This is a genomic window from Streptomyces sp. NPDC107517 (assembly GCF_055582645.1).
On sequence record NZ_JBVJPM010000035.1, the window covers coordinates 21,839 to 43,876 of the forward strand.

22 protein-coding genes and 1 pseudogene are annotated in these 22,038 nt (G+C 69.4%); 11 read left to right on the forward strand and 12 right to left on the reverse strand.

All coding sequences use genetic code 11. From position 1 onward, the window contains the following. The first annotated feature begins 3 nt into the window (after positions 1 to 3). The 3 genes and pseudogenes from ACZ67T_RS40505 (at position 4) to ACZ67T_RS40515 (ending at position 3,657) form a co-directional block, all read left to right on the forward strand. The gene (locus tag ACZ67T_RS40505; RefSeq protein ID WP_469991295.1) at positions 4 to 744 is read left to right on the forward strand and encodes a response regulator transcription factor; all 741 of its coding nucleotides are present in this window, start codon (positions 4 to 6) and stop codon (positions 742 to 744) included. Continuing rightward, positions 741 to 2,294, forward strand: coding sequence for a sensor histidine kinase (locus ACZ67T_RS40510; protein WP_469991297.1), 1,554 nt, complete (start codon positions 741 to 743; stop codon positions 2,292 to 2,294). Before ACZ67T_RS40505 ends, ACZ67T_RS40510 begins: the two co-directional genes overlap by 4 nt. Positions 2,295 to 2,724: 430 nt before the next feature. Further along, a pseudogene (locus ACZ67T_RS40515) lies at positions 2,725 to 3,657 on the forward strand (L-threonylcarbamoyladenylate synthase). A gap of 160 nt (positions 3,658 to 3,817) precedes the next feature. Here ACZ67T_RS40515 and ACZ67T_RS40520 read toward each other — a convergent pair. From ACZ67T_RS40520 to ACZ67T_RS40535, 4 genes are all read right to left on the reverse strand, one after another. After that, positions 3,818 to 4,459, reverse strand: coding sequence for a carbonic anhydrase (locus ACZ67T_RS40520; protein WP_469991299.1), 642 nt, complete (start codon positions 4,457 to 4,459; stop codon positions 3,818 to 3,820). Positions 4,460 to 4,987: 528 nt separating this feature from the next. After that, a complete protein-coding gene (locus ACZ67T_RS40525) occupies positions 4,988 to 5,269 on the reverse strand; it encodes a hypothetical protein (RefSeq protein ID WP_469991301.1) in 282 nt (93 codons plus the stop codon). A gap of 404 nt (positions 5,270 to 5,673) precedes the next feature. Next, positions 5,674 to 6,702, reverse strand: a complete 1,029-nt coding sequence (locus ACZ67T_RS40530; protein WP_469991303.1) for a nitronate monooxygenase — start codon at positions 6,700 to 6,702, stop codon at positions 5,674 to 5,676. 27 nt (positions 6,703 to 6,729) lie between these two features. Continuing rightward, positions 6,730 to 7,968, reverse strand: a complete 1,239-nt coding sequence (locus ACZ67T_RS40535; RefSeq protein ID WP_469991305.1) for a YbfB/YjiJ family MFS transporter — start codon at positions 7,966 to 7,968, stop codon at positions 6,730 to 6,732. 130 nt (positions 7,969 to 8,098) lie between these two features. Here ACZ67T_RS40535 and ACZ67T_RS40540 point away from each other — a divergent pair, with 130 nt between their 5' ends. The 4 genes from ACZ67T_RS40540 to ACZ67T_RS40555 all read left to right on the forward strand — a co-directional run bounded on the left by ACZ67T_RS40540 (position 8,099) and on the right by ACZ67T_RS40555 (position 11,305). Then, entirely contained in the window at positions 8,099 to 8,950 is an 852-nt protein-coding gene (locus tag ACZ67T_RS40540; RefSeq protein WP_469991307.1) for a LysR family transcriptional regulator, read from the forward strand. A 142-nt stretch (positions 8,951 to 9,092) separates the two neighbouring features. After that, positions 9,093 to 9,899, forward strand: coding sequence for an MBL fold metallo-hydrolase (locus tag ACZ67T_RS40545; protein WP_469991309.1), 807 nt, complete (start codon positions 9,093 to 9,095; stop codon positions 9,897 to 9,899). 33 nt (positions 9,900 to 9,932) lie between these two features. Then, complete coding sequence (locus ACZ67T_RS40550; protein ID WP_469991310.1) at positions 9,933 to 10,337, forward strand: tautomerase family protein; 405 nt, start codon at positions 9,933 to 9,935, stop codon at positions 10,335 to 10,337. A 62-nt stretch (positions 10,338 to 10,399) separates the two neighbouring features. Continuing rightward, entirely contained in the window at positions 10,400 to 11,305 is a 906-nt protein-coding gene (locus tag ACZ67T_RS40555) for a LysR family transcriptional regulator (RefSeq protein WP_469991312.1), read from the forward strand. Here ACZ67T_RS40555 and ACZ67T_RS40560 read toward each other — a convergent pair. Then, on the reverse strand, positions 11,302 to 11,775 hold the full coding sequence (locus tag ACZ67T_RS40560) for a hypothetical protein (RefSeq protein WP_469991313.1): 474 nt from the start codon (positions 11,773 to 11,775) through the stop codon (positions 11,302 to 11,304). The genes ACZ67T_RS40555 and ACZ67T_RS40560 overlap by 4 nt on opposite strands. A 560-nt stretch (positions 11,776 to 12,335) precedes the next feature. On the opposite strand from ACZ67T_RS40560, the gene ACZ67T_RS40565 reads away from it, so the two are divergent. The 3 genes from ACZ67T_RS40565 to ACZ67T_RS40575 all read left to right on the forward strand — a co-directional run bounded on the left by ACZ67T_RS40565 (position 12,336) and on the right by ACZ67T_RS40575 (position 15,722). Then, entirely contained in the window at positions 12,336 to 13,679 is a 1,344-nt protein-coding gene (locus tag ACZ67T_RS40565; RefSeq protein WP_469991315.1) for an MFS transporter, read from the forward strand. 50 nt (positions 13,680 to 13,729) lie between these two features. Beyond that, positions 13,730 to 14,680 carry an alpha/beta hydrolase gene (locus ACZ67T_RS40570; protein ID WP_469991317.1) on the forward strand — a complete coding sequence of 317 codons (951 nt, stop codon included), beginning with the start codon at positions 13,730 to 13,732 and terminating at the stop codon, positions 14,678 to 14,680. 82 nt (positions 14,681 to 14,762) lie between these two features. Continuing rightward, the gene (locus ACZ67T_RS40575) at positions 14,763 to 15,722 is read left to right on the forward strand and encodes an NAD(P)H-dependent flavin oxidoreductase (protein WP_469991319.1); all 960 of its coding nucleotides are present in this window, start codon (positions 14,763 to 14,765) and stop codon (positions 15,720 to 15,722) included. 4 nt (positions 15,723 to 15,726) lie between these two features. On the opposite strand, the gene ACZ67T_RS40580 is transcribed toward ACZ67T_RS40575, so the two are convergent. The 3 genes from ACZ67T_RS40580 to ACZ67T_RS40590 are packed head-to-tail and all read right to left on the reverse strand — an operon-like array spanning position 15,727 to position 18,004. Beyond that, a complete protein-coding gene (locus ACZ67T_RS40580; RefSeq protein ID WP_469991321.1) occupies positions 15,727 to 16,434 on the reverse strand; it encodes a B3/B4 domain-containing protein in 708 nt (235 codons plus the stop codon). A 49-nt stretch (positions 16,435 to 16,483) separates the two neighbouring features. Next, positions 16,484 to 17,131, reverse strand: a complete 648-nt coding sequence (locus ACZ67T_RS40585; protein ID WP_469991323.1) for an FMN-binding negative transcriptional regulator — start codon at positions 17,129 to 17,131, stop codon at positions 16,484 to 16,486. A 36-nt stretch (positions 17,132 to 17,167) separates the two neighbouring features. Further along, entirely contained in the window at positions 17,168 to 18,004 is an 837-nt protein-coding gene (locus ACZ67T_RS40590) for an EamA family transporter (protein ID WP_469991325.1), read from the reverse strand. Positions 18,005 to 18,121: 117 nt separating this feature from the next. Between ACZ67T_RS40590 and ACZ67T_RS40595 the strand changes: the two genes are divergently transcribed. After that, a complete protein-coding gene (locus ACZ67T_RS40595) occupies positions 18,122 to 18,706 on the forward strand; it encodes a helix-turn-helix domain-containing protein (protein ID WP_469991326.1) in 585 nt (194 codons plus the stop codon). Positions 18,707 to 18,977: 271 nt separating this feature from the next. On the opposite strand, the gene ACZ67T_RS40600 is transcribed toward ACZ67T_RS40595, so the two are convergent. From ACZ67T_RS40600 to ACZ67T_RS40615, 4 genes are all read right to left on the reverse strand, one after another. After that, positions 18,978 to 19,229, reverse strand: a complete 252-nt coding sequence (locus tag ACZ67T_RS40600; protein ID WP_469991328.1) for a hypothetical protein — start codon at positions 19,227 to 19,229, stop codon at positions 18,978 to 18,980. 75 nt (positions 19,230 to 19,304) lie between these two features. Beyond that, the gene (locus ACZ67T_RS40605; RefSeq protein ID WP_469991330.1) at positions 19,305 to 19,790 is read right to left on the reverse strand and encodes a DNA/RNA helicase domain-containing protein; all 486 of its coding nucleotides are present in this window, start codon (positions 19,788 to 19,790) and stop codon (positions 19,305 to 19,307) included. Continuing rightward, positions 19,739 to 21,235, reverse strand: a complete 1,497-nt coding sequence (locus tag ACZ67T_RS40610; protein WP_469991332.1) for a DNA/RNA helicase domain-containing protein — start codon at positions 21,233 to 21,235, stop codon at positions 19,739 to 19,741. The genes ACZ67T_RS40605 and ACZ67T_RS40610 overlap by 52 nt, the downstream gene beginning before the upstream one ends. Before the next feature lie 293 nt (positions 21,236 to 21,528). Further along, positions 21,529 to 21,957, reverse strand: a complete 429-nt coding sequence (locus ACZ67T_RS40615) for a hypothetical protein (RefSeq protein WP_469991334.1) — start codon at positions 21,955 to 21,957, stop codon at positions 21,529 to 21,531. Positions 21,958 to 22,038: the final 81 nt, after the last annotated feature.

The window sequence follows — 22,038 nt, forward strand, 5'->3', positions numbered from 1 at the left end:
CCCATGGCGGCACCGACACCTCCTCCGCACTCAGCGCGTCGCCCCGACCACCTGCTCGTCGTCGATGACGAGCCCACCGTCCGGGAGCTGCTGCGCACTGCACTGAGCTACGCCGGCTTCGACGTCGACGCCGCCGCCACCGGCCATGAGGCCCTGGACCTGGCCGCGCGGCGCACGCCCGATCTCGTCCTGCTCGACGTCATGCTCCCGGACATGGACGGCTTCGAGGTGATCCGCCGCCTGCGCGCGCAGCCTCGCTCGGGCCTCCCTGGCCGCGGCGGCGACGTGCCCGTCCTCTTTGTGACCGCGCGCGACGACCGCCAGGACCGCCTCCACGGCCTGCGTCTCGGCGGCGACGACTACGTCACCAAACCCTTCGACCTCGAAGAGCTCATCGCCCGCATCCACGCCGTGCTGCGCCGTACCAGAGGCGAGCTGCCCGCCCGGATCACCGTGGGCGATCTGGCGCTCGAACCCGACAGTCACCATGTCACCCGGGCGGGACGGACCGTGCGGCTGTCCCCGACCGAGTTCCGCCTCCTGCATTTCCTGGTCGCCAACGCGGAGCACACTATGACGAAGAACCAGATCCTGCAGAGCGTGTGGGAGTACGACTTCGGCGGCGACCCCAGCATCGTCGACACGTACATCAGCTACCTGCGCCGCAAGGTCGACCGGGCCGAGCCCAAGCTGATCCACACCGTCCGAGGCGTGGGATACGTGATCCGCGAGCCCCGACTGTGAAGCGCCCCGCCCTGCGGCTGCCCAGGCACCGATGGCTGCACCCGCTGTCGCTCCGCACTCGACTGCTGTGCCTGTCCATGGCGCTGGTGGCCGTCGGCCTCCTCGGCACGGGAGTGATCGTCACCACGGCCCTGCACGGCTACCTCCAGGACCGGGTCGACGACCGGCTCGTCCTGACCGGCCAGATCGCCGCCCGCCTCACCCCGCCCTCCGCAACCGGCACGCCGCCGAGCGTGCAGGCCCTGAGCGTCCTCGGCGACACCACCGTGACGTATCTGGACAACGACGGCGCCACCCGCAGGGCGTTCGACGCGAGCACCGTGCCACCTGGCGGCGGTCCCGAACTCCCGGCCCTCGACCACGCGGCCGTCCTCGCCCAGCACGGCCGCCCCTTCACGGTGCCTGCGAAGGACGGCGACGGCAGCTGGCGGGTCATCGCCCTCACCCAGCCCGCTCAGGTCTTCCCGGCCGAGCGCGCTGACCTTCAGGGCAGCGTCGTCGTGGCCACTTCCCTCGACGAGGTCGACCGCACTGTCACCAAGACCTGCAACCTCTCCCTGACCGTGGGCGCCGCCCTGCTTGCGGCTCTCACCGCCGCCGGCTGGTTCGCCGTACGCTCCGGACTGCGCCCCCTGACCCGGATCGAGGAGACCGCGACGGCGATCACCGCCGGCGACTACTCCCACCGGGTCCCCGAACTGGCTGCCCCCCACACCGAGGTGGGACGCCTGACCGAATGCCTCAACCAGATGCTCGCCCGGATCGACACGGCCTTCCAGGCCCGCGCAGCGGCCGAGGCGAGGACCCGGCGCTTCTTCGCCGACGCCAGCCACGAACTCCGTACGCCCCTCGTCGGCATCAGGGGCTACACCGACCTCTACCGCATAGGCGCCCTGCCCACCCGCGAGGACGTCGACCAGACCATGACCCGGATCGCCGCGGAATCCGAACGCCTCACCCGGCTGGTGGAGGAGATGTTCCTCCTGGCCCGCCTCGACGAGGACACCGGGGACGCGGACCCCGACCACGAACCGGCCCTCGCCCTCGACCTCGCCCCCATGGACCTCCGCACCCTCGCCGCCGACGCGATCCATGACGTGCGGGCCCTGGACACCACCCGCCCGGTCACCTTGACCGGCCCCGGCGGCGGAAAGCCGTCCACCGCCCCTGCCGTCGCCGATGAGGCCCGACTGCGCCAAGTCGTCACCAACCTCATCGGCAACGCCGTCACCCACACACCGCCCGGCACCCCGATCCGCATCGGCGTCGGAACCGTCGGCCCCCACACCGTCCTCGAAGTCGCCGACCAAGGCCCCGGCCTCACCCCCGAGGACCGCGAGCACGTCTTCGACCGCTTCTACCGCACCGACGACTCCCGCACCCGCGCCACAGGCGGCTCCGGCCTCGGCCTCGCCATCGCCCACGCCCTCGTCACCGCCCACGACGGCCGGCTCACCCTCGGCACCGCCCCCGGCCAGGGCTGCACCTTTCGCATCGAACTCCCGCTGCCCGATGCGTCACATCAGGCAGGCGCCGACGGGAGGGCGTGAGGCGGACCGCCGGACCACGCGCCTCACGCACGCGGGCTGCTCGGGGCAGCGGCTTTCAGGTCGTCGATGCCGGGCGTCCGATCGCCCACGTCGCGGCAGAAGCCGGGATCTCCTGCCGCTATCTGGCCAAGTGGTCTTCTGCGCGTCGCTGACGGCCTTGCGGCAGGACATCTCCATGAACAGCAGAAGGCTGTCGGCGCTGAACCAGTTCTCGCTCATTTCGAGGACAGGCTCAACGCCGACTGAAGCCCAAGAACGTTCACAGAGTCACTGACGCCTCCCCGGCCTCGCAGACCCGCTCGGCGGTCCGGTCGGTTCGGACCAGCGCATCACCGGGCCGCCCAGCCGGTGTTGACGTGTGGCTGCACAGGGTGGAAGGGCTGCCGGCGTGACGGCATGCACCATTGACATCGAGAAGGCGGCCGGTGTGATGGGCGCCGGCGGGCTGGTGGCCCTCCCGACCGAAACTGTCTACGGTCTGGGCGCGAACGCCGAGGACCCCGCGGCTGTTTCGCGCATCTTCCAGGTGAAGGGGCGTCCGCCTTCCCACCCGCTGATCGTCCATATCGCCGGGGCGGGGCACTTGGACGACTGGGTGGAGGACGTGCCCCCGGCGGCGCGTCTGCTGGCCGAACGGTTCTGGCCGGGACCGCTCACGCTGGTCCTGCGCCGCGGTCGCCGGGTGCCCCCTCGAAGCCACGGGCGGCCTGGAGACGGTGGCGGTGCGCGTGCCGGACCATCCCGTGGCACTCGCGCTGCTGGCGGCTTTCGGCGGCGGTGTCACGGCTCCGTCCGCGAACCGGTTCGGCTCGGTCAGCTCCACGGCGGCGGACGACGTCCGTGCCGAGCTCGGTGATGGCGTTGATTTCGTGCTGGACGGCGGTCCGTGCGAGGTCGGTGTCGAGTCGACCATCGTCGACGTGACGGGCGATGCCCCGACCATTCTGCGGCCGGGCGGGGTGACACGGGAGGACCTCGAAACGGTACTGGGGTGCCCGCTCGCGGTCCCCTCGTCCAGCCGTGTCCGAGTGCCGGGCCAGCATCCGTCCCACTACGCGCCGCGTGCGCAGGTCGTCCTGGCCGAGCCGGAGAAGGTTGTCACCGAAGCCGAGAGGGCGCAGGAGTTGGGACACCAGGTGGGCGCCTTTCTGCCTGCCTCCTTCGCCGGCACTCCGGTGAAGGCGCACGCCGTGGTTGCAGTCCCCGCTTCGATGGACGCCTTCGCGCGCGTCTGTACGGATTCCTGCGGGAGCTCGACCAGCAGAGGTGCGACCTCATCGTCGCCTCCTTGCCCGCTGAGGCGGGGCTGGGACTCGCGATCGCTAACCGCCTGCGCCGCGCCGCAGGGCCCCGGCCCGCGTAGCACCAGGTCCGAGACCCCGTCCCCTGGGGAATGTGCGCTGAGGGGACGGGTGTCCCTTCGCCGGAACCGTGCGGGCCCCGATATCGCTGGGTGGGGCAATGGGTGCCGGGTCCGGCAAGCCGCACACGCACTGTGCCCGGAGTGCCGGGCCCAGCCTTGTTCAGCGTGCCGGGGTGCCAACCCTGCTCAGACCGCGGGTGGTGACCACTCGGGCGCTGCCGTCGGCCAGCCGGTAGGACAGGCCCGCCACAGCCAGGCTGCCTTCGGCCACCCGGTCGGCCAGGACACGGGAGCGTTCCAGCAGCAGATCCACGGTGTGCTCTATGTGCTCGGCCAGGATCTCGTCGGCCGTGTCGCGTCCGGCGGCGCGGGCCGACAGGACGCTCGGCGTCACCCGTTCCACAACGTCTCGGACGAAACCGCCGGGCACCCTGCCCCCGTCGGCGGCGTCACGGGCGGCGGCAATGGCGCCGCAGGAGTCGTGGCCCAGGACCACGACAAGGGGGCAGTTCAACAAACTCACCGGGTATTCGAGACTGCCCAAAACTTCGGAACCGACCACGTGCCCGGCGGTGCGGACCACGAAGAGGTCGCCCAGGCCTCGGTCGAAGATGATCTCGGCGGCCAGTCGGGAGTCGGAGCAACCGAACAGTACGGCGAAGGGATTTTGGGCCGGGGCGGTCTGGGTGCGGCGGGCCGCGTCCTGGTTGGGGTGCTCGGGTGATCCGGTGACGAACCGCTGGTTGCCAGCCAGGAGCATTTCGAAGGCGTCATCAGGCGTCGGCATCACAATCTCGGTCATGGCCGAAGACTATGACTAGGTCCCTGACGCCGTGTTCAGTGGTCTGGCCCGGAACGACCGGCTCGTGGCGCGCAGCAATGATCAAGAGGAACCTCGGGACCGGCCGCCTCTGGGCGTAGAGGCACGTGCCGCGCTGCGGAAGCGCCGGAGCCGCTCAGGGGTGACCTCAGCCGGATTCGCGCGTTAGAACGGTGTGATCACGACGACTCGGCCCGCTGCGGTCACCGGCCGCGAGGAAACGGTTCCGCCCTCGCCGGGTGAGCCGATCTTTGCGGCGTTGGCTGCCTGCTGGAGTGAGCAGGGGCGTGTCGTGCCCGGGCAGGTGGACCGGGAGTGGGTCAGGCTGGCAGGCAGCTGCCCGTGGCCCACCCGATAGGCCAGCGTGGTGCGGTGCTCTCCACCCTCATCCCCGCACCCGCTGTACCGGCCGGCAGCCTCGACGCCCGCCCGGTCACGAGGCTGCCGGACCGGCCGGTCAGGGTTGGGCCCCTCCCGGTCCGGCAGCCGGGGGAGGCTTCAAGGCGACTTCTAGGCGATGTTCGTGGTGAACAGTCGTTGGGCGGCGGTGGTGGCTCCGGTCAGGCTGAGGGGGATGTCGAGGCTCTTGCACAGGCGGTGGGCGCGGACGACGACGCTGAGCGTGGCGGGCGTCGGATCCCCGGCGGGGACCTGGACGGTGACGCGGCGGGGCCGGTGGGTGTGGACGAGGGCCTCGATCTCCACGCCGGCTGCGGCCCGGGTGTTGACGTCGACGCTGGGGTGCAGGGTCACGCGCAGGGTGTCGCCGTCGACGCTGTGACTGATCAGCATGCTGGCCTCCGCTCGCCGTGTCTTCGGGCCGTACTCCGTCCCGGCAAGCCGGAGCGCGGCTGGGCTGTCCGGCGTTCCAGGATGACAGTTGCGCGGCGTTATCGCAGTTCACGGCCGCTCTCGGCAGGTCGCGTCGCACTCCCGGGCCACGCAGGGGCCGGTGATCGGGACTCTGAGAGTGCGGTTGTTCGCTCGCGTGTGCGGCGATGGCTGTCCGCGCGGTGCGGCCCCGGCCCCCACCGCGCCCGCACCGCACCCCCGAGGAGCCGTGAGGCGCCCGCGTTCGTCTGTGCCGGTGGTGCCGCTTGCGGCACTGAAGTCGTGAGTGCGTGGTCAGTAATCCAGGTCGGTTGCGACCGGTAAGAGACGACCTCAAGAACGTCGCCCGCGCACTCCCAACAGGCTCATAGTCGGCTCGAGAGGCGAGCGAAGGTGTCGGCGGCGGGTTCGGTCTTCGCTTGGCGGTGGCCGGTTCCTGCCCACAGGTGGATTAGACGTGTGTCGCCTGCTGCAGTTGCTGCCTTGCGGAGTGGCCCCGTGAGGTGGTGGAGGGCGGGGTAGCCGAGTGGGGCGATGGGGGCGGCGTGGTCGGTGAAGTGATTGGCCAGGGCGCGGGCAGGGCGTCCGGTGAAAGCGTGGGTGACGGTGGTTGTGGTGAAGGCCGGGTCGGCCAGGGCCGACTTGTGCGGAGCGGAGGCTCCGCTCTCGTGGGTGCGCAGCAGGGCGGTGCCGATCATGGCGGCTTCGGCGCCCGCGGCTAGTGCGGCGGTCACGTCGGTGGCTGTGGTGATACCGCCGGTGGCGATGACGGGCAGGGGGGCGGCGCCACGTACTGCTGTGATCAGGTCGGTGAGGTGGATGGGCTGGGGTGGATGGGCGGGGGTGAGCGTGGCCGAGTGTCCGCCGGCGGCAGGTGCCTGGACGATGAGCGCGTCGACGCCGACTTCGGCGGCCTGGCGTGCTTCGTCGGCCGAGGTGACGTTCTGCAGAACGATGGTTCCGGCGGCGCGGAGGGCGTTGATGATCGTGCGGTCCGGCATGCCGAAGGTGAAGGACACCCAGGGAACGGGGTCGGAGGTGAGCAGGTCGATCTTGTCTCTCCAATGGTCGTCGTCCTCGACCGGATGCTGGGGCAGGGTGAGGCCGTAGCGGTCGGCCTCGGCCTGCACCGCCCGGGCATAGCTCCCGTATGCCTCGTCGGAGATGGGGAGCGGGTTGGGAGCGAAGAGGTTGACGCCGAACGCGACACCTTCGGTGTGCGTGGTGTGGATCTGTCCGGCGAGGGCTTGCGCGGTCTTGTAGCCGCCGGCGAGGAAGCCGAGGCCGCCTGCTCGGGCGGCGGCGGTGACCAGCGCGGGGGTGCTCGGTCCGCCAGCCATCGGGGCAGCGATGAGGGGCAGGACAGCTCCGAGGTCAGATAGCAGAGTGGTCACGACAACTCCTTTCGAGGACAGGGGTGTTCAGGCGGCCGCGGGTGCGGGGGAGAGGTGGTGGGGGAAGCGGATACAGACGGCGGCGGAGGCAAGAGCGGCGAGGATGACCATCGCGCTGCCGAGGAGGAGGGCCTGCTGGTAGCCGTGGCGGAGCAGTGGGGCGGCCAGCAGCGGACCGAGGATCTGGCCGATGCTGTATCCGGCGGTCAACAGCGCCACGGCACGGGGTATTTGAAGGTGGCTGCCGATGGACAGGGCGATCGTGCTCACGCCCATGAAGGTGGCGCCGAACAGGATGGCGGAGACGAGGGCGGGCATGGCGCCGCCGAGCAGTGCGGGCAGGGCGATGCCGATGGCCTGGATGGTGAGCGAGGCGAGCAGCAGGGCCGGCCTGGTCCAGCGGCGCGCCAGGCGGGTCCACAGGGCGCAGGAGGGGAGGGCGGCGAGGCCGACCACGATCCAGGCGCCGCCGCCGAGCCAGCCGCCCACGCCCTGTTGGATCGCGGCTACCAGGAAGGTGCCGGCGATGATGTAGCCGATGCCCTCGAAGGTGTAGCTGGCGAGCAGGGCGAGGAACCAGCGGTGGGTACGGGGTCGATCGGCCTGCGCCGCCGCATGAGACGCGGAAGGAGCATCTTCCCGCCGCGGGGCGAGTCGCCAGGACAGCGCGCTGAGTACGGCCGCGAGCGCGGCGCAGGTCCACCAGGCGGCCTGCCAGGTGGAGGCGGCCTGCACGGCGACGACCAGCAGGCCGGACAGGGCGATCCCGGCTCCGACCCCGCCGAAGGCCCAGCCGACCAGGTGGTGAGGGTGGGCGCGCAGGCGGGTGAGCATCGCGCTGACAGCGATCACGAAGACCAGGGCGCTGGCGGCCCCGGCGACCAGGCGCAGCACGAACCAGGCGGTGCCGTTGTGCGTGAGTGGCATGAGGGCCAGCGTCGCCACCATGACGACGAGCGATCCGCGCAGCGCCAGGGCGGACCGTACGAGGGCAGGGGCGGCGATGCCGGCCAGGGCGCTGGCGAGGTAGCCGATGAAGTTCGCCGTGGCCAGGTTCGCCCCGAGCGCGGAGGAGAGCCCGGCCTGCTCCTGCATGAGGGGAAGGATGGGGGTGTAGACGAACCGGCCGATCCCCTGTCCCGCGGCCAGGGCGGCGGCCGCCTGGGCGACGATCCACCAGGGCGACGGTGTTCGAGGGCCGGGCGGCAGGGCCGATACCTCTACCTTCTGGGTAGTCGGTGACTGTGCGGCTGCTGATGGCTTCACTGCTGGGGACCTTCCTGGCGGCGCTCACGGGCTGCTTTCGACGCTAGGCAGCACACGCACGGCTGTGAAATGCCGGTTACGCTGGCGCTATGCGCCGCAGGCATGGATCAGTGAGAGGGGCGTCAGGGGTATGGATGTCGAACTGCGTCACCTGCGGGCTTTTGCGTCCGTGGCGCGGCATCGCTCGTTCTCCCGGGCCGCCGAGGAACTGTTGATCACACAGCCGGCGCTGAGCCGCACGATCGCGCAGTTGGAGGGCAAGCTGAGCGTGCGCCTGCTGGAGCGGACCTCCCGACACGTCGAACTGACCGACACCGGCGCCGAGTTCCTGGTTCAGGCCGAGCGCGTCCTGGCGACGCTGGATGAGGCGCTGGCCGTGGTGAGCCACCGCATCACGCTGCGCCTCGGCTTCAGCTGGCTGCTGCCCGACCCGTGGGCACAGCAGACCGTCACCCGCTTCGAAGAGACCACCGGGGCATCGCTCGCCCTGACCCGCACCGACGACCCGCTCCAGGCACTGCGTCAACACGCCGTCGACATCGCACTGGTCCGCGGCGAAGTCGACGTCCCCAAGGGCGCGGGCATCGTGCGCCTGGACAACGAGCCGCGCATCGCGGTGTGCTCCGAGCACTGCGCCCTGGCGCGCCTGGGCGATCTGGCTTGGTCGGACGTGCAGCACTGGCCGCTGGTCGTGAACACGGTCAGCGGCACCACCGGCCCGTGGTCCTGGCCGGACGACCAGCGCCCATATCAGATCATCGAGACGTCCAACTACGACGAGTGGCTCGAGACCGTGGCCGCGAACCGCGGGATCGGCATCGTCCCCGAGGTCGCACAGCGCCGCACCCAGCACCCGGCCCTGCGGTTCGTTCCACTGACCGACGCACCGCCGAGCCCGGTCAGCCTCATCTACCTGCCCGAGGCCCAGCGCACGCTGATCCGCCGGTTCCTGGACGCCGCCCTCGGGACGAAAACACCGTGACGCCCGTGGCGGCTCACCGGTGAGCCGCATCCATGCCTGCTATGCATACATGCGTCGCGCCAGGCATTTCCGCCCAGGTCAGGCTGTCAGTAGCGTCGATGGGGCGACAGCACCATCCCCGGACCATGCAGCGAGGACACCGATGAGCACGACCAGTCTGCCTCGGCAGGACAGCGCGATCACGATCCTGGGCGGCCCCACCGCCGTCATTGACCTCGGGGGCCTGCGCATCGTGAGTGACCCGACCTTCGACGAGCCCCGTGATTACGGGTATCTCGTCAAGACTGCCGGGCCGGCAATCGACGAGGACGGGGTGGGGCCGGTCGATCTCGTGCTGGTGAGCCACGAGGCGCACGCGGACAACCTCGACGAGCGTGGCCGCGGCTTCGCCCAGATGGCCCCGATGGTGCTCACCGGGCCGGTGGCCGCGAAGAAGCTGGGCCCCTCGGCCATCGGACTGCACCCGTGGGTCAGCCACGCCCTGCCGCGCCCGGACGGAGGCGGCGACCTCAGCGTCATGGCGGTCCCCGCGGTGCATGGTCCCGAGGACGGCGAACGCGACGCCGAGGGGAACGTCAACTGCGAGGTCATCGGGTTCGTCCTGTCCGGGAAGGGCCTGCCCACCGTGTACGTGAGCGGCGACAACGCCTCGATCCGCACGGTCACGGAGATCTCCCGCAAGGTGCCGGACATCGACGCGGCCGTCCTGCACGCGGGAGCGGCACGCGTCCCGGCGAAGTTCGACGGCCGCCCGCTGTCCCTGGACAGCCGCCGCGCCGCCGCCGCCGCAGCCGTCCTCGGCGCCGACCTCATCGTCCCGGCCCACTACGACGGCTGGGCCCACTTCTCCGAAGGACGCCCCGAACTCGAACTCGCCTTCTACGAGGCCGGCCTCTCCTCGCTGCTGTCCGTCGCCGACCACGGCACATGGGTGCAGCTGCCCCGATGACCGCCCGCACCACACCGACAAGGAACAACAGTCATGCCCTTGGTACGCATTGAACTCATCCGCGGGCGTCGTCCCGACGAGCTGCGGGCGATTGCCGACGCGACGCACCGCGCCCTGGTGGACGTTCTCGGGATCCCCGAGCGGGACCGATTCCAGATCCTCACCGAGCACGACGCCGACCACGTCATCGCCCTCGACGCCGGCCTCGGCTTCGAGCGCAGCGACCGGCTCGTGATGATCCAGATCTTCACCCAGGAAGGCCGCACGACCGAGGACAAGCAACGCGTCTTCCGCACCATCGCCGAGCAGTTGGAGCCCCTCGGCATCGCAGGCGAGGACGTCTTCGTCTCCATCACAGAGAACGGACCCCAGGACTGGTCGTTCGGCTTCGGACGCGCCCAGTACACCGAGGGCCTGCTGCCGGTCCCCGAACGTTGACCGTCCCGGGGTGTCGTTGCGGCCCGCAAGTATGCTCCTGCCCCGTTCCTGTGGAGGTCGACATGGAGCTCTCCGACCTGCGGGTCTTCCTGGCTGTCGCGCGTACGCGCGGGATCACCAGGGCCGCGGTGAAACTGCACACGGTGCAGTCGAACGTCAGCGCCCGGATCCATGTGCTGGAAAAGGAGCTCGGCGCCGCGCTGTTTCGCCGACACGCACGGGGTGTCGCCCTCACGCACGCCGGGGAGCAACTGCTCCCGTACGCCGAGCGCATTAGCCGCCTCGTCGACGAGGCGCACCATGTGATCGGCGACGAGAGCGATCCGTGCGGGCCGCTGCGGATCGGCTCCATGGAGAGCACCGCGGGCCTGCGCCTTCCGGCGGCGCTTGCGGCCTTCACTCAGGAGTGCCCCCGCGTCGACCTCTCGCTGGTTACCGGTCCGACCGACCAACTCGTCCGCGACGTCCTGGAGTACCGCCTCGACGGCGCCCTGGTCAGCGACCCGCTGCGCCGGGCCGACCTGCTGCAGACCCCCGTGTTCGAGGAGCGCCTCGTCCTGGTCACCGCACGCCGGGTCACCGGCCTGGACGCCGTGCTGGACGATCCCCGGATCCTCGTCTTCCGCACCGGCTGCTCCTATCGCAGACGCCTGGAGAGCATCCTGCACGCCCGGGGCGCCCTGAGCGTGCGCTGCATGGAGTTGGGCACCTTGGACGGGATCCTCGGCTGTGTCGGCGCCGGAATGGGCATCAGCCTGCTGCCCGCCGCCGTCGTCGAGCAGCACACCTCATGCGAGCAGATTCGGGTGCACGAACTCCCGGACGAGGAGGCCCGCGCGCAGACCGTGTTCGTCCAGCGCATGGACACCCCACCCCCACCCGCCCTGGCACGCTTCCTCGCCCACGCACGGACCGTGGCACAGCCCGGCCTGGTGGAGGTTCCGGGAGCCTCCACCACGATCACCTAGTTCCCCTCCCATACTGATCGTTTCGCAGCGGCCAGACGGCGGTACGGGCCGGCGCGTGCTGCGCCGCTGCCAGAGCGAGGACGCTCTCCGCCAGCTCTTTCAGGACGTCGGTCGGCGTCCGCGTCGGCGTGGTCCAGCCCCAGCCGCGTCAGGGCTCTGAGCATCAGTTCTTGGTACCGCACCGTGCGGGCAAGGATCTTGTTGAACACGATGCGCCTGTGATCAGGCCGCTGGTCGTCGTGGCTGTCTGCGTGCCTGCGGAGGGTCAGGACGCCTTCATCCGCGGTGAACCGCATGGCGGCCGTAGGCGGCACGGTGAGCGTCGCGACGCTCGCGGGCCACAGTCCCGACCCCTCCAGCACGAGGCCCGGCCCGTCCGTGCTCGCGCGGGCGTGAGCCGTGATCAGTTCTTCGATCCGCGGCCACAGCCCCTGGTAGCGGCTGAGCACCGACGCGATGAGCTCGTCCACCGTGGGGGATCGAAAGTGCTGATCGACGTGCGGTGGTACTGCCACTGCGGTGTCGGCTGCCACGGTCTTCCGGGGTGCCGCGCCAGTCTGTTCGTGGACAGGCAGTCGAAGCCGAGCCGGTCCGCCACCGCCCGGGGCCGCGGTGGGCTTTCACGTTGCGAGGTCCGCCGATCAGTGCCACTCTCACGCCATTCACGGCGGTGACGTGGCGGTGTCCTGAAGTGGTCGCAGTTCCGAGGACTCCGCGTCCGCGACAAGCGATGAGCGGATCTTGATCGCGGGCTACTCGAACTGGCCGGCAGCCTCGTATGCCTTCGCCCCCCCCCAGGGCACTCGCTGGGTTCTCTGCAAGCGATGGCTGCCATCGCAACCAATCGTTAGACCGGAACTCTCGCCCTGCCTAATGTCTCCCTGACGCCGCTACAGCAGCCGCACCCGCAGGTCAGGCGTGCGAAGAGGAACTTCGCCGCGGCCGGCACACCGTGCGCGCGCCTTCGCATTCCAGCCCCGCCCCTCAGCCGCTCCCACGGCCAGGGGAATTGGTGAAGATTGGACAACACATGACGAGTTCAGACCTGGAGAACGCCGGGACGAGCCAGCCGAACTCGACGCCCTCGGCCGCTGACGTCACCCCCGCCCTGACGGGCGGGTCTGGAGAGCAACCGCCGTCCGCCGACGAACTGCCACCGGTGGGCAAGTCGTTCATCTTCGCGTTCGCGTTCGCCTATGCGGGATTCTGGATCGCCTGCCTGATGCCCGGCACGGTGTCCCTGGCCCTCAAGGTCCAGGCCCTCGTCGGCCCCAAGGACGCCGCCGGCGCCCTGAGCGTCATCGTCGGCGGAGGCGTCCTGCTCCCTCTGGTCGTCATGCCCGTAGTGGGGCGGCTAAGCGACCGCACGACGGCGCGCATCGGCATGCGCCGCCCGTACCTACTCGTCGGCGCGGCCGGATGCATCGCGCTGGGAGCGGTGATGGGCCAGGCACCGAACGTGCCGGTCCTGCTCATCGCCTACGCGCTGTACAGCACCACCGCGAACCTGATTGGCACCCCGCTGCTCGCGGTCATCGCCGACCAGGTACCGCCCCAGCAACGCGGCCTTGTGTCCGGCCTGGTCGGACTGACGCTTCCGCTGGCGATGATCGGCGGTACGTTCATCATCCAGCTGGTCGCCACCAGCACGCTGCTCATATTCCTGCTGCCGCCGCTCATCGCGGCCGTGAGCGTTCTGGTCTTCATCGCGGTGGTCAACGACCGCCGGCTCGCCAAGGACGCGCCCCGGCCGCGACTGTCGGTGCGCGAGATCGCGGGGACGTTCTGGGTGAACCCTGTGCGGCACCCGGACTTCGCGTGGGTCTGGTTCAGCCGTCTGCTGTTCGTCCTCGGCTATGGCTTCCTCACCACCTACCAGGCGTTCTTTCTCCTCAAACGCCTCGGAACGAAGCCCGGCCAGGTGCCACACCAGATCTTCGTCGCGAGCCTCGTGCTGTCGATCACGACGATCCTCACCAGCGTCACCGGCGGCAAGCTGTCGGACTTCCTGCACCGCCGCAAGACGTTCGTGCTCGCCTCCGCGGCGATCTACGGCATCGCGCTGATCATCGCGTCGCTGACCACGGCCTTCGACGGCTACCTGTTCGCCATGGCCATCGCGGGCATCGGCTACGGCGCGTTCCTCGCCGTCGACCTCGCTCTGGTCACCGACGTCCTGCCTGACAAGTCGAACGCCGGCAAGGACATGGCGGTCTTCAACATGTCCAGCACACTCGCCAACGCCCTCGCGCCGGCCGCCGCCCCCTTCATCCTCCTTCTGGGAGGCGGAAGTTACACCGTGCTCTTCGCCACCGCGGGCGGCGTGGCCGTCCTCGGCGGCCTCGCGATCCTCCCGGTACGCGGCGTCCGCTGACACCCACCCCCGATCAGCTCCCCTTCCCCGCGCCACCCAGGAGTCACCCCATGCCGATAGACCCGCAGCTGCACCCGCTTCTCCCGTTCGCCCACCCCCCGAAAGTCATCGACAACCCGGAAGTCTTCCGTGCGGAGACGAACCAGAACAACGACACAGCCTTCGACACCTTCGGCCGCCCCGGCCCCGACGTCGCCGAGCGCCGCGTCCTGCGCATCGACACAGCCGACACGGCCATCGAAGCGATCCTGTACCGGCCCGCCACCGCCGGACCGCACCCGGTGCACGTCTACTTCCACGGCGGAGGCTGGGCGATCAACAGCGCGTTCTCCAAGGACGCGGAGGCCCTCAGCCGCCACCGGTGCGTCCACGCGGACTGCATCGTGATCTCCGTCGACTACCGCAAGGCACCAGAGCACCCCTTCCCGGCGCCCGTGCGTGACGCGCTCTCGGTCATCGACTGGGTACGCGACCAAGCCGACATAGGCGCGCTGCCCGGCGCAACGACCATCGGCGGCCAGTCCTCGGGCGCCAACATCGCAGCTGCCGCCACGCTCGCGCTGCGCGACCAGGACCGTACCGACATCGCACACCAACTTCTCGAAGTCCCCGCGCTGGACCTCACCTTCAGCCGCCCGTGCGAGGAAGGCGACGACCTGCCCCTGTCGATGACCGACGTACGCACCTTCACCAGGCTCTACGTCGGCGACAGCGGCAACTGCCACGACCGGCTCGCCTCCCCGCTGCTGGCCCAGGACCTCACCGGGCTTCCGGCGGCGTACATCGCGGTGGCCGAGTACGACGTGCTGCGCGGCGATGGCGAGTGGTACGCGCACCGCCTGCGCGACGCGAACGTTCCCGTCGAGCTCTACGTCGGAGAGGGCCATGTTCACATGTCCCCTTCCTTCACCGGGCTGTTGGCCTCGGCACGCGACTGGCAGGAAGCGGCGACGGCGGCGCTCAGGACCGCCAACCTCCGCTTGCGGGGCGCAGCCCGGTGACCGTCCGAGGCGACCACACCGGCGCATCTCCTGACTTCAGGTGAGCCACCACAACTGAACGAAACGGATGGGGAACGCAACGATGAAGACACGCCTGACGACACGATTCCAACTGACCGCGCCCCTCGCTCTCGCCCCGATGGATCAGGTCTCAAATGCCGTGCTGGCCAACGCCGTTGCCCGCGCCGGTGGCCTGGCGTTCCTCGGCGGAGGTTACGGTGATGAGACATGGCTGCGCTGCGAGCAGGCGGCCGTCGATCCCGCGGTCGCGGCGCGGGTCGGGGTCGGATTCATCACCTGGTCGCTGGCCCGCTCCCCCTACCTGCTCGACCTCGCGCTGGAAGCGTCCCCCGCGGCGGTCTTCCTCTCCTCCGGCGACCCGGCCCCGTTCGCCGAGCAGGTGAAGTCCAGTGGAGCTGCTCTGGTCTGCCAGGTGGGCAACCTCGAACACGCGGCCCGCGCACTCGACGTAGGCGCCGACGCGGTCGTCGCGCAGGGGACGGAAGGCGGCGGGCACGGACTGGGCACCCGGTCCACGTTCACGCTCGTACCGGAAATCGCCGACCTGATCGCTTCTCGCGGGCACCCCGCCCTCCTGCTCGCCGCGGGAGGTGTCGCCGACGGACGGGGCCTGGCCGCGGCCCTGGCACTGGGCGCAGACGGCGCCGTCCTCGGCACACGTTTCTGGGCCGCGCAGGAGGCGGCGGCGCCGTCCACGGCACAGAACACGGTTGTGGACCGTGACGGTGACCAGACCCTCCGCCAGCACCTCTACGACGTCGTACGGGAGAAGAACTGGCCGCACGCGTACTCCGGACGCGTCCTGCGCAACAGCTTCCTGCAGCGTTGGCAAGACACGGCAGACAAGAGCGACCTCGATGCGCTGCGCGCCCAGTACCGCGTCGCGGTGCGCGCCGAGAACTTCGATGTCGCGAACGTCATCGTCGGCGAGTCCATCGGACTGATCCGCTCCATCGACAGCGCAGGGTCACTTATCGAGACCATCTCATCGGAGGCGGCCCGCATCCTCGCACGCGGTTGAACGATCAGACGGTTACCTTGGGCTGCTGCGGGTTGAGGTAGTACACGCGCGTGTGCTCTGTGTGGGGCTGGAGCAGCCCGTGTAGCTGTTCGGCGGCGGTCGTCAGGAGGTCGCCGTCGCGGGTGGCGTGGAGGGTTTCCAGGACGAAGGCGACGCGGGTGGAGTCCTCGGTGACGCGGGTGCGGTGGGCGTCGCGGTGATTCCAGTGCCGGGTCAGGACGCCGGCGGCGTCGGTGTAGATGATCTCGCCAGGCTTGGGGGTCTCGGTGGTGTCCGGTTCGCCGAGCGGGGTGAACTCCTCGCTCCCGTCCGCGTAGCGGATGTCGACGTCGCCGGTGACCTGGTCGAGGTCGAAGGCCCCGGCGGGCAGGCCGTGGCGTACGGAGACGGCGTTGTAGGAGTCGACGGACGGATTGATGCGCGGCAGCGTGCCCTTCTTGGCCATACGGCGGCCGAGCGCGTCGACGCTGGGGCGGATGCGGCGGGGGTTGGTCCCGAAGGAGCGGTAGGCGGTGTGCCACGCCTCGATCCGCGGGTCGCTCTCGTCGGCGGGGGACCAGGTGCCGGCGGTGAGCTGCTGTTCGAGGTCGTCGAGCGCGGCGGCTGTGTCCGGCCAGGGCTCCTGGCCGCGCAGCCCGGTAGCGGTGACCACGGCGATGAGGCTGTCGGGGAAGGCGTCAGCGACGGCGGGAGCGATGTGGAAGACGGTCATGGGGACGGGGCTCCGTTCCGAGGTGGTGCAGCGGGGAGGGGAAGAGGGGTCAGGTCTTCCAGGGGCCGATGCGGTCCAGGCGGCGCCGCTGCTGGCGGGCGGTGGGCTCGTCCAGCGCCTGGCCGCGGGCGGTGAGGCGGTCGGCAACGGCGGTGCGGTGGTCGACGGGCTTGTGATCGTCGTACTTGAACTTTCCCCGTACCTCGGTCACGTCAAGGATCAGCCCGCGGATACCGGGCAGCATCCGACCGTACGGGGGCTGGTCGACCTCGACCGGGGCGTGATCACCCTCCGGTTGGAAGTGGGCCAGCTGACGGCGCAGCAGCTCGGCCTTCGCCACGGGTACGTCGACGATGCGGGCCTGGCAGACGAACTGCACAGCGGCGTAGTAGCTGGTGGGCACGCCGTCGGTGGCCGGAATGCCGGGCTTAGCGCGCCAGGGGCCGGGGACGAAGGCGTAGTCGCCGATCACGGTGAAGGTGACGTTCGGGTCGTACTCAAGCGACTCCCAGACCGGATTGGGGCGGGCCAGGTGGATCAGCAACTGACTGCCGTCGAGGACGAAGTGGGTCGGTACGACCGAGGGCGCATGTCCGAGTAGGCCGTTGACGCTGAGCAGCCCGAAGTCGTGACCTTCGGCAATCCACAACTGCCACTCAGACTCGTCCAGGGCCGCGTCCCAGGGCTGGATGAACATGCAGGGCTCCTTGAATAGACGGACTACGGAGATCGCTCAGGTCAGAGCGAGGAGGCTGACCGCGACCGCGGCGACACCCAAGCCGACGAGCTGGCCCTTGTGGATGCGCTCGGCGAGCACACTGCGGGCGAGCAGCACCGTCCCAGCCGGGTAGAGCGCCGTGATCACAGCGACGACGGTGAGGTCACCGCTGCGCGCCGCGACCAGGAACAGCAGGTTCGCCAGCGAGTCCAGCACACCGGCCGTGGCCGACAGAGCGTAGGCAGGCTTCTCCGGTCCGAGCCTGCGGCGCAGGATCCCGGCCGCGGCCAGCGTGACGGCTGAGGAGACCGCCCTACCCATGATCAATGGAGCCACGCCGCTGTCGGACGGCGCCTGGTGCAGAAAGATCAGCTGCAGGGCGATGGCGGCGCCCGCACCGACGGCCAGCAGCAGGGCCGTGCGCGACGGACGGACGGCCCCCGCGCCGTGACCGGCGCTCACCAATACCACCGCGACCAGCGCGAGCGGCAGACCCAACAGGCCGACCAGACCCAGGTGCTCGCCCTGCAACAGGCCCACCGTGACCGGGAGCGCGGCGGACACCAGCGCGGTCACCGGCGAGAGCACGTTCATCGGGCCGATGGCGAGGGTCTTGTAGAGCAGGGCGAACGCGGCGGCCGAGGCCACCCCGGAGGCGGCACCCCAGCCGAGCGCGGAGGAGCTGAAAGAGGCGCCGAGCACGGGCCACAGCACCAGCTCGACCGCCAGGCTGGCCGGGGCGGCGACCATCACGGTGCGCAGAACATGGGCCTTGCGGGCACCCAGGCCGCCGAGGAAATCGGCGCATCCATAGGCAAGTGAACTGCCCAGGGCCAGCAGCAGAGCTATCACGAGACGATCCCTTACGATTACAGTGGAACGACTAAACCGTACAACGGAATGACCACTCTTTGTCAACCAACCGACCGAGCGGTGCATTCCACTGTCGATGGTGAGGATGATGATCAGGTGACCGAGACACAGGCGGCCCTGCGTACGCTCGCGCACAACGTCCGGTCGGCACGCACCCGCGCGGGCCTGTCCCTGGACGAGCTCGGCCGCCGCGCCAAGGTCAGCAAAGGGGCCCTGGTCGGGCTCGAGAAGGCCCAGGGCAACCCGAACTTCGCCACCCTCATCCGCCTGGCCGACACCCTAGGCGTCTCGGTCTCCACCCTGATGGAGGGACCGTCCCAGGGCCGTGTCCGCATCGTGTCCGCCGACGCTGTCATGCCCCTGTGGGCGGGAGAGCGGGGCAGCGAGGCCCGGCTCATGCTGACGACCTCGAACCCTGCCCCGGTCGAGGTGTGGCGCTGGCGCCTGGAGCCGGGCGAGGAGTACCCGAGCCACCCCCACCAGGCCGGAGTCGTCGAAACCGTCAGCGTCACCGCGGGGCGCATGGTCCTGGTCGTCGACGGCACGGAACATCCGGTCGAGGCCGGCCAGACCGCCACCTTCGACGGCGACACCGCCCACACCTACCGCGGGTCGGGCAGCGAGACCTGCCACCTGCTCATGACGGTCCACCTGCCACCCGGCCCGACACCCACGCCCTGATCCCGCCACCGCATCCGAACCCGCGGCGGCCCGCCCCGCACAGCCCTTGCGCGGGCCAGATCCGGTGCTTGTGCGGGTATGAGCGGCGCCGTCCGCCCCGAACACCGCCTCGGAACAGGCAAAGCGGCAGCCGCAACACTCGGGGCAGCTCACCTCTGCGTGGGCGACCAGGGCGATCCGCAGCCGGTCCTCCATCAGCTCCCGGTAGTCGATACCCGGGCCTGGGAAAGCGGGTGGTGGAGAACTCCTCGACGATCACGAGATCGAACTCTTATGCCGTCATGCGCGGCAGTGCACTCTGCGACTCGTCCAGGACGACTTCCACCCGCAGCTGCGGATACGTCCGGTGGACATCAGTGAGGACTTCATTGACGACGGCAAGGTCACCGACATATGGCTCTTGTGCCAGGAGCTCGGCCGGCCGGCTGGCCGAGGTCGACCTGCTGGCGAACAATGCCTCCCTTGCCCGTTGGGACACGGTGCGGCCGACGGACAGCAGCTTTGCGGCAGCGCTGGAAACCATTGTCCAAGGGCTATGCGCCCGGCTCAGCTGACGCACGGCCGAGCCGGTCCGCGGGCCCGGTTGACGGCCTGAGCGTCAGAGCTTTGGCACCTTCAGCCTTGCGAAGAGCTCTAGGGTGGCCGGATCGGTGGAGTAGAGAACAGTGCCACGAATCGAGCGTGTCATCAGGACCCCGTAGGCGTTGCGGAGACGTTCGGTGAGGATCTCGTCGGAGTCGATGCGGATCGCTTTGCTCTTCACGTACTCCCGGTTCAAATGCCAGGAGCTGCTGTTCCAGGTCAAATCGGGGCCCATGATGACCCCGCCCCACTCGTATTCCAGGCCCTGCGCGGTGTGTACGCAGCCGATTTGCCCGAACCCGCCGTCTGCTGTTGCCCAGTAGTGGCGCTTGGGGACGCCCGGTGTGCTGTGGGAGTCCTCGGCATTCCATGGCCGTGCCCAGTCCTTCTCCGGAGCGACGTCCGGGAACGTGCCGGATGTATCGGTCCACTCCCAGCACATGCCGGCTGTCATCCGGGCGCTCGCACCAGAGTCGAGCTTGGACTGCAGAAACTTCTCCATCCGTGCGGCGCTGTCGCTGTAGTACAGCTCGAAGGGCTCTGATTCGGTGCCGTCACCGGCCTTCCACTCGAGGGGGCGCTGTCGAGCAGACGCTTCACCCAGGTGTCGAAGGTGGAGCTGCCTACCGCGCGCAGTGGCCGGTCGAAGCTGATCTCCACGACCTCCGCAGGCAGCTTCAGGATCTCTTCGATGAGCAGGTCCTCGGACCAGACCTCGTCAGCGAACAGCCGCTGGTCTCCGTCGATGAAGAAGACAGGGACCCTGGCGCGCGACGCGACGACCTCGACGGACGACTCGCCGTCCCGCATGTAGAAGGAGCCCTTCATCGGGCGTTCGGTCAGCCGGTGCGCCTCGTCGCACACGATGAGGTCGAGTTCGTCCGGAGCGTGTTTGTCGGCAAGCTTGTTGAGGGTCATGAACTTTTGGCCGTAGCCGCGTGCGCCGCTTCGGAAGTTCTCGCGGGACGCCACACCTCCCGATACGAAGCGTGCGTCGTAGCCCTCCCTGATCGCGTCGCCCAGCAAGGTGAGCGCGACAAGAGACTTGCCCGTGCCTGCTCGTCCGCGCACCACATAGACCTTCTTCAGGCCGACTGACGGCGTACGGACGCAATCTATGACCTCTTTCACGGCCCTCAGCTGGTTCTCCACCAAGCTGAAGCGGGTGTGACCGTTGACGACTGCCCCGGTCTCCGAGGTCAACAGCGCGGTGGAGCGACGCCGCTCCAGCAGTGCCTCCGCGGTATCCGCGCCGCTGACCGGACTGAAGGTGGCTTTGAGGAACGCCCGCAGCTTCGCTGGCTGACGGGCTGTGAAGGTGCGGATGCCGGGGCACGGCAGGACCTGGCTGATCCACTGTGACTGCGGATCCTTCAGGTTGTGCAGGTAAGCAGCGCCCGCGATGCGGACGTACCGGTCGTCGAACATGCTGTGGTGCTGCTTGAGGGATTCGAGGTTGTCCCGCACCTGCACGGCCGGGTGCTTCTTGTGCGCTGAGAAACACGGCGCGTAGACGCGTTCGATCACGCACTGAGCACACAGCGCTGCTGCGCCCGGCTTTCGGCACTCGGCGCACAGTCCTTTGGCGGCGTGAGCCAGGCCCGGGCGTTCGACGGAGCTCCACTGCTTGAGTTCGACGGCCGCGAAACTGAGCCCGCCTTCTGGGTGGTGGCCGGCCAGGAGCACGTCGATCGGGTTCATCTTCGGATGTACCCGGTACTCCACGAAGACCCACACCTGGCCCAGCCCGAGATCCTTGAGAGCCGTGGCGACCTCGTAGACGCTCTCCCGCCATGAGTCGATGTCACCGGTCGATGGCTCTTGTCCGGTGGGGTGTGCGGCGCGGTAGCACGCGGCGATCTTGTCCTTGACGCGTTCCCGGTCCCGGACCATCTCCTCGGCGGGCCAGTACGCCTCGAGCTCCGACCACTCCGACCCGCTTGCCATGATGTCCACGCACTCCCCGTTGCCGACTGCACAAATCACGTGGACGCCAAGGGCGTTGACAGTGGTGCCGTTGGTGTCAACGAGATGGACGAGTATCCCAGTGGTTCAGGATGCCGACAAGCGATCTTTGGCCTTGGTCGGCTGCCACCGGCAACAAGCCAGCGGCCGGCCACGCCAACGAGCCTCGCTCCACGACTCGCTTCGGCGCCGCCGGCACCTGCCGTGCTGCACGGCGCGGCTTACGGCCTGGAACACGGTTGAGAGGCCTGAGGGCACGAGCGCGATGCCTGGACTCAGCCTTTTCGCGCAGCCGACGCCAGCGCTTCGAACTCGCCGAGGGCAGCCTGCAGATCTGCGACGATGTCCTGTGCGATCTGCTCCGGGGGGCGCAGGTTGCCGGGATCCTCACTCGGATCATGATCCCACCAGAGATCGAGATTGAGGTGGTCGCGCTGCAGCAGTTCGTCGACACCGAACGCGCGAAAGCGTCCGGTGTCACGACGTTCTGTGCGTGGCCTGCCGGGCAGGTATGCCTGGGCGAAATCATCCAGGTGTGTACATTGCAGCGGCTTGCGGCCTGGCGAGAACTGGCTGCCGGAGCGGAGATCGTAGACCCACAGCTGTGAGGTCCGGGGCCCGGCAGCGGCGGACTGCCGGTCCTTCTCGAAGAAGAGGACATTGGCAACGACATCCCCGTGCGGCGAAGCCTGCCGAATGATCATCCGTCGCCTGCAGAAGGCGATGAGCTTGCGCTGGTCAGCCCGTACCGGCCGACCAGCGCTGGGCCCTTTCTCGCTAGTTAC

What these genes read in the sequence shown, in the direction of transcription:
- ACZ67T_RS40520 (WP_469991299.1), bottom strand. Translation starts at nt 4,459, where the DNA reads ATGACCGAGATTGTGATGCCGACGCCTGATGACGCCTTCGAAATGCTC.
- ACZ67T_RS40600 (WP_469991328.1), bottom strand. Translation starts at nt 19,229, where the DNA reads ATGGTTTCCAGCGCTGCCGCAAAGCTGCTGTCCGTCGGCCGCACCGTG.
- ACZ67T_RS40525 (WP_469991301.1), bottom strand. Translation starts at nt 5,269, where the DNA reads ATGCTGATCAGTCACAGCGTCGACGGCGACACCCTGCGCGTGACCCTG.
- ACZ67T_RS40570 (WP_469991317.1), top strand. Translation starts at nt 13,730, where the DNA reads ATGCCGATAGACCCGCAGCTGCACCCGCTTCTCCCGTTCGCCCACCCC.
- ACZ67T_RS40580 (WP_469991321.1), bottom strand. Translation starts at nt 16,434, where the DNA reads ATGACCGTCTTCCACATCGCTCCCGCCGTCGCTGACGCCTTCCCCGAC.
- ACZ67T_RS40615 (WP_469991334.1), bottom strand. Translation starts at nt 21,957, where the DNA reads ATGATCATTCGGCAGGCTTCGCCGCACGGGGATGTCGTTGCCAATGTC.
- ACZ67T_RS40575 (WP_469991319.1), top strand. Translation starts at nt 14,763, where the DNA reads ATGAAGACACGCCTGACGACACGATTCCAACTGACCGCGCCCCTCGCT.
- ACZ67T_RS40505 (WP_469991295.1), top strand. Translation starts at nt 4, where the DNA reads ATGGCGGCACCGACACCTCCTCCGCACTCAGCGCGTCGCCCCGACCAC.
- ACZ67T_RS40555 (WP_469991312.1), top strand. Translation starts at nt 10,400, where the DNA reads ATGGAGCTCTCCGACCTGCGGGTCTTCCTGGCTGTCGCGCGTACGCGC.
- ACZ67T_RS40545 (WP_469991309.1), top strand. Translation starts at nt 9,093, where the DNA reads ATGAGCACGACCAGTCTGCCTCGGCAGGACAGCGCGATCACGATCCTG.
- ACZ67T_RS40585 (WP_469991323.1), bottom strand. Translation starts at nt 17,131, where the DNA reads ATGTTCATCCAGCCCTGGGACGCGGCCCTGGACGAGTCTGAGTGGCAG.
- ACZ67T_RS40550 (WP_469991310.1), top strand. Translation starts at nt 9,933, where the DNA reads ATGCCCTTGGTACGCATTGAACTCATCCGCGGGCGTCGTCCCGACGAG.
- ACZ67T_RS40610 (WP_469991332.1), bottom strand. Translation starts at nt 21,235, where the DNA reads ATGGCAAGCGGGTCGGAGTGGTCGGAGCTCGAGGCGTACTGGCCCGCC.
- ACZ67T_RS40540 (WP_469991307.1), top strand. Translation starts at nt 8,099, where the DNA reads ATGGATGTCGAACTGCGTCACCTGCGGGCTTTTGCGTCCGTGGCGCGG.
- ACZ67T_RS40605 (WP_469991330.1), bottom strand. Translation starts at nt 19,790, where the DNA reads ATGGAGAAGTTTCTGCAGTCCAAGCTCGACTCTGGTGCGAGCGCCCGG.
- ACZ67T_RS40565 (WP_469991315.1), top strand. Translation starts at nt 12,336, where the DNA reads ATGACGAGTTCAGACCTGGAGAACGCCGGGACGAGCCAGCCGAACTCG.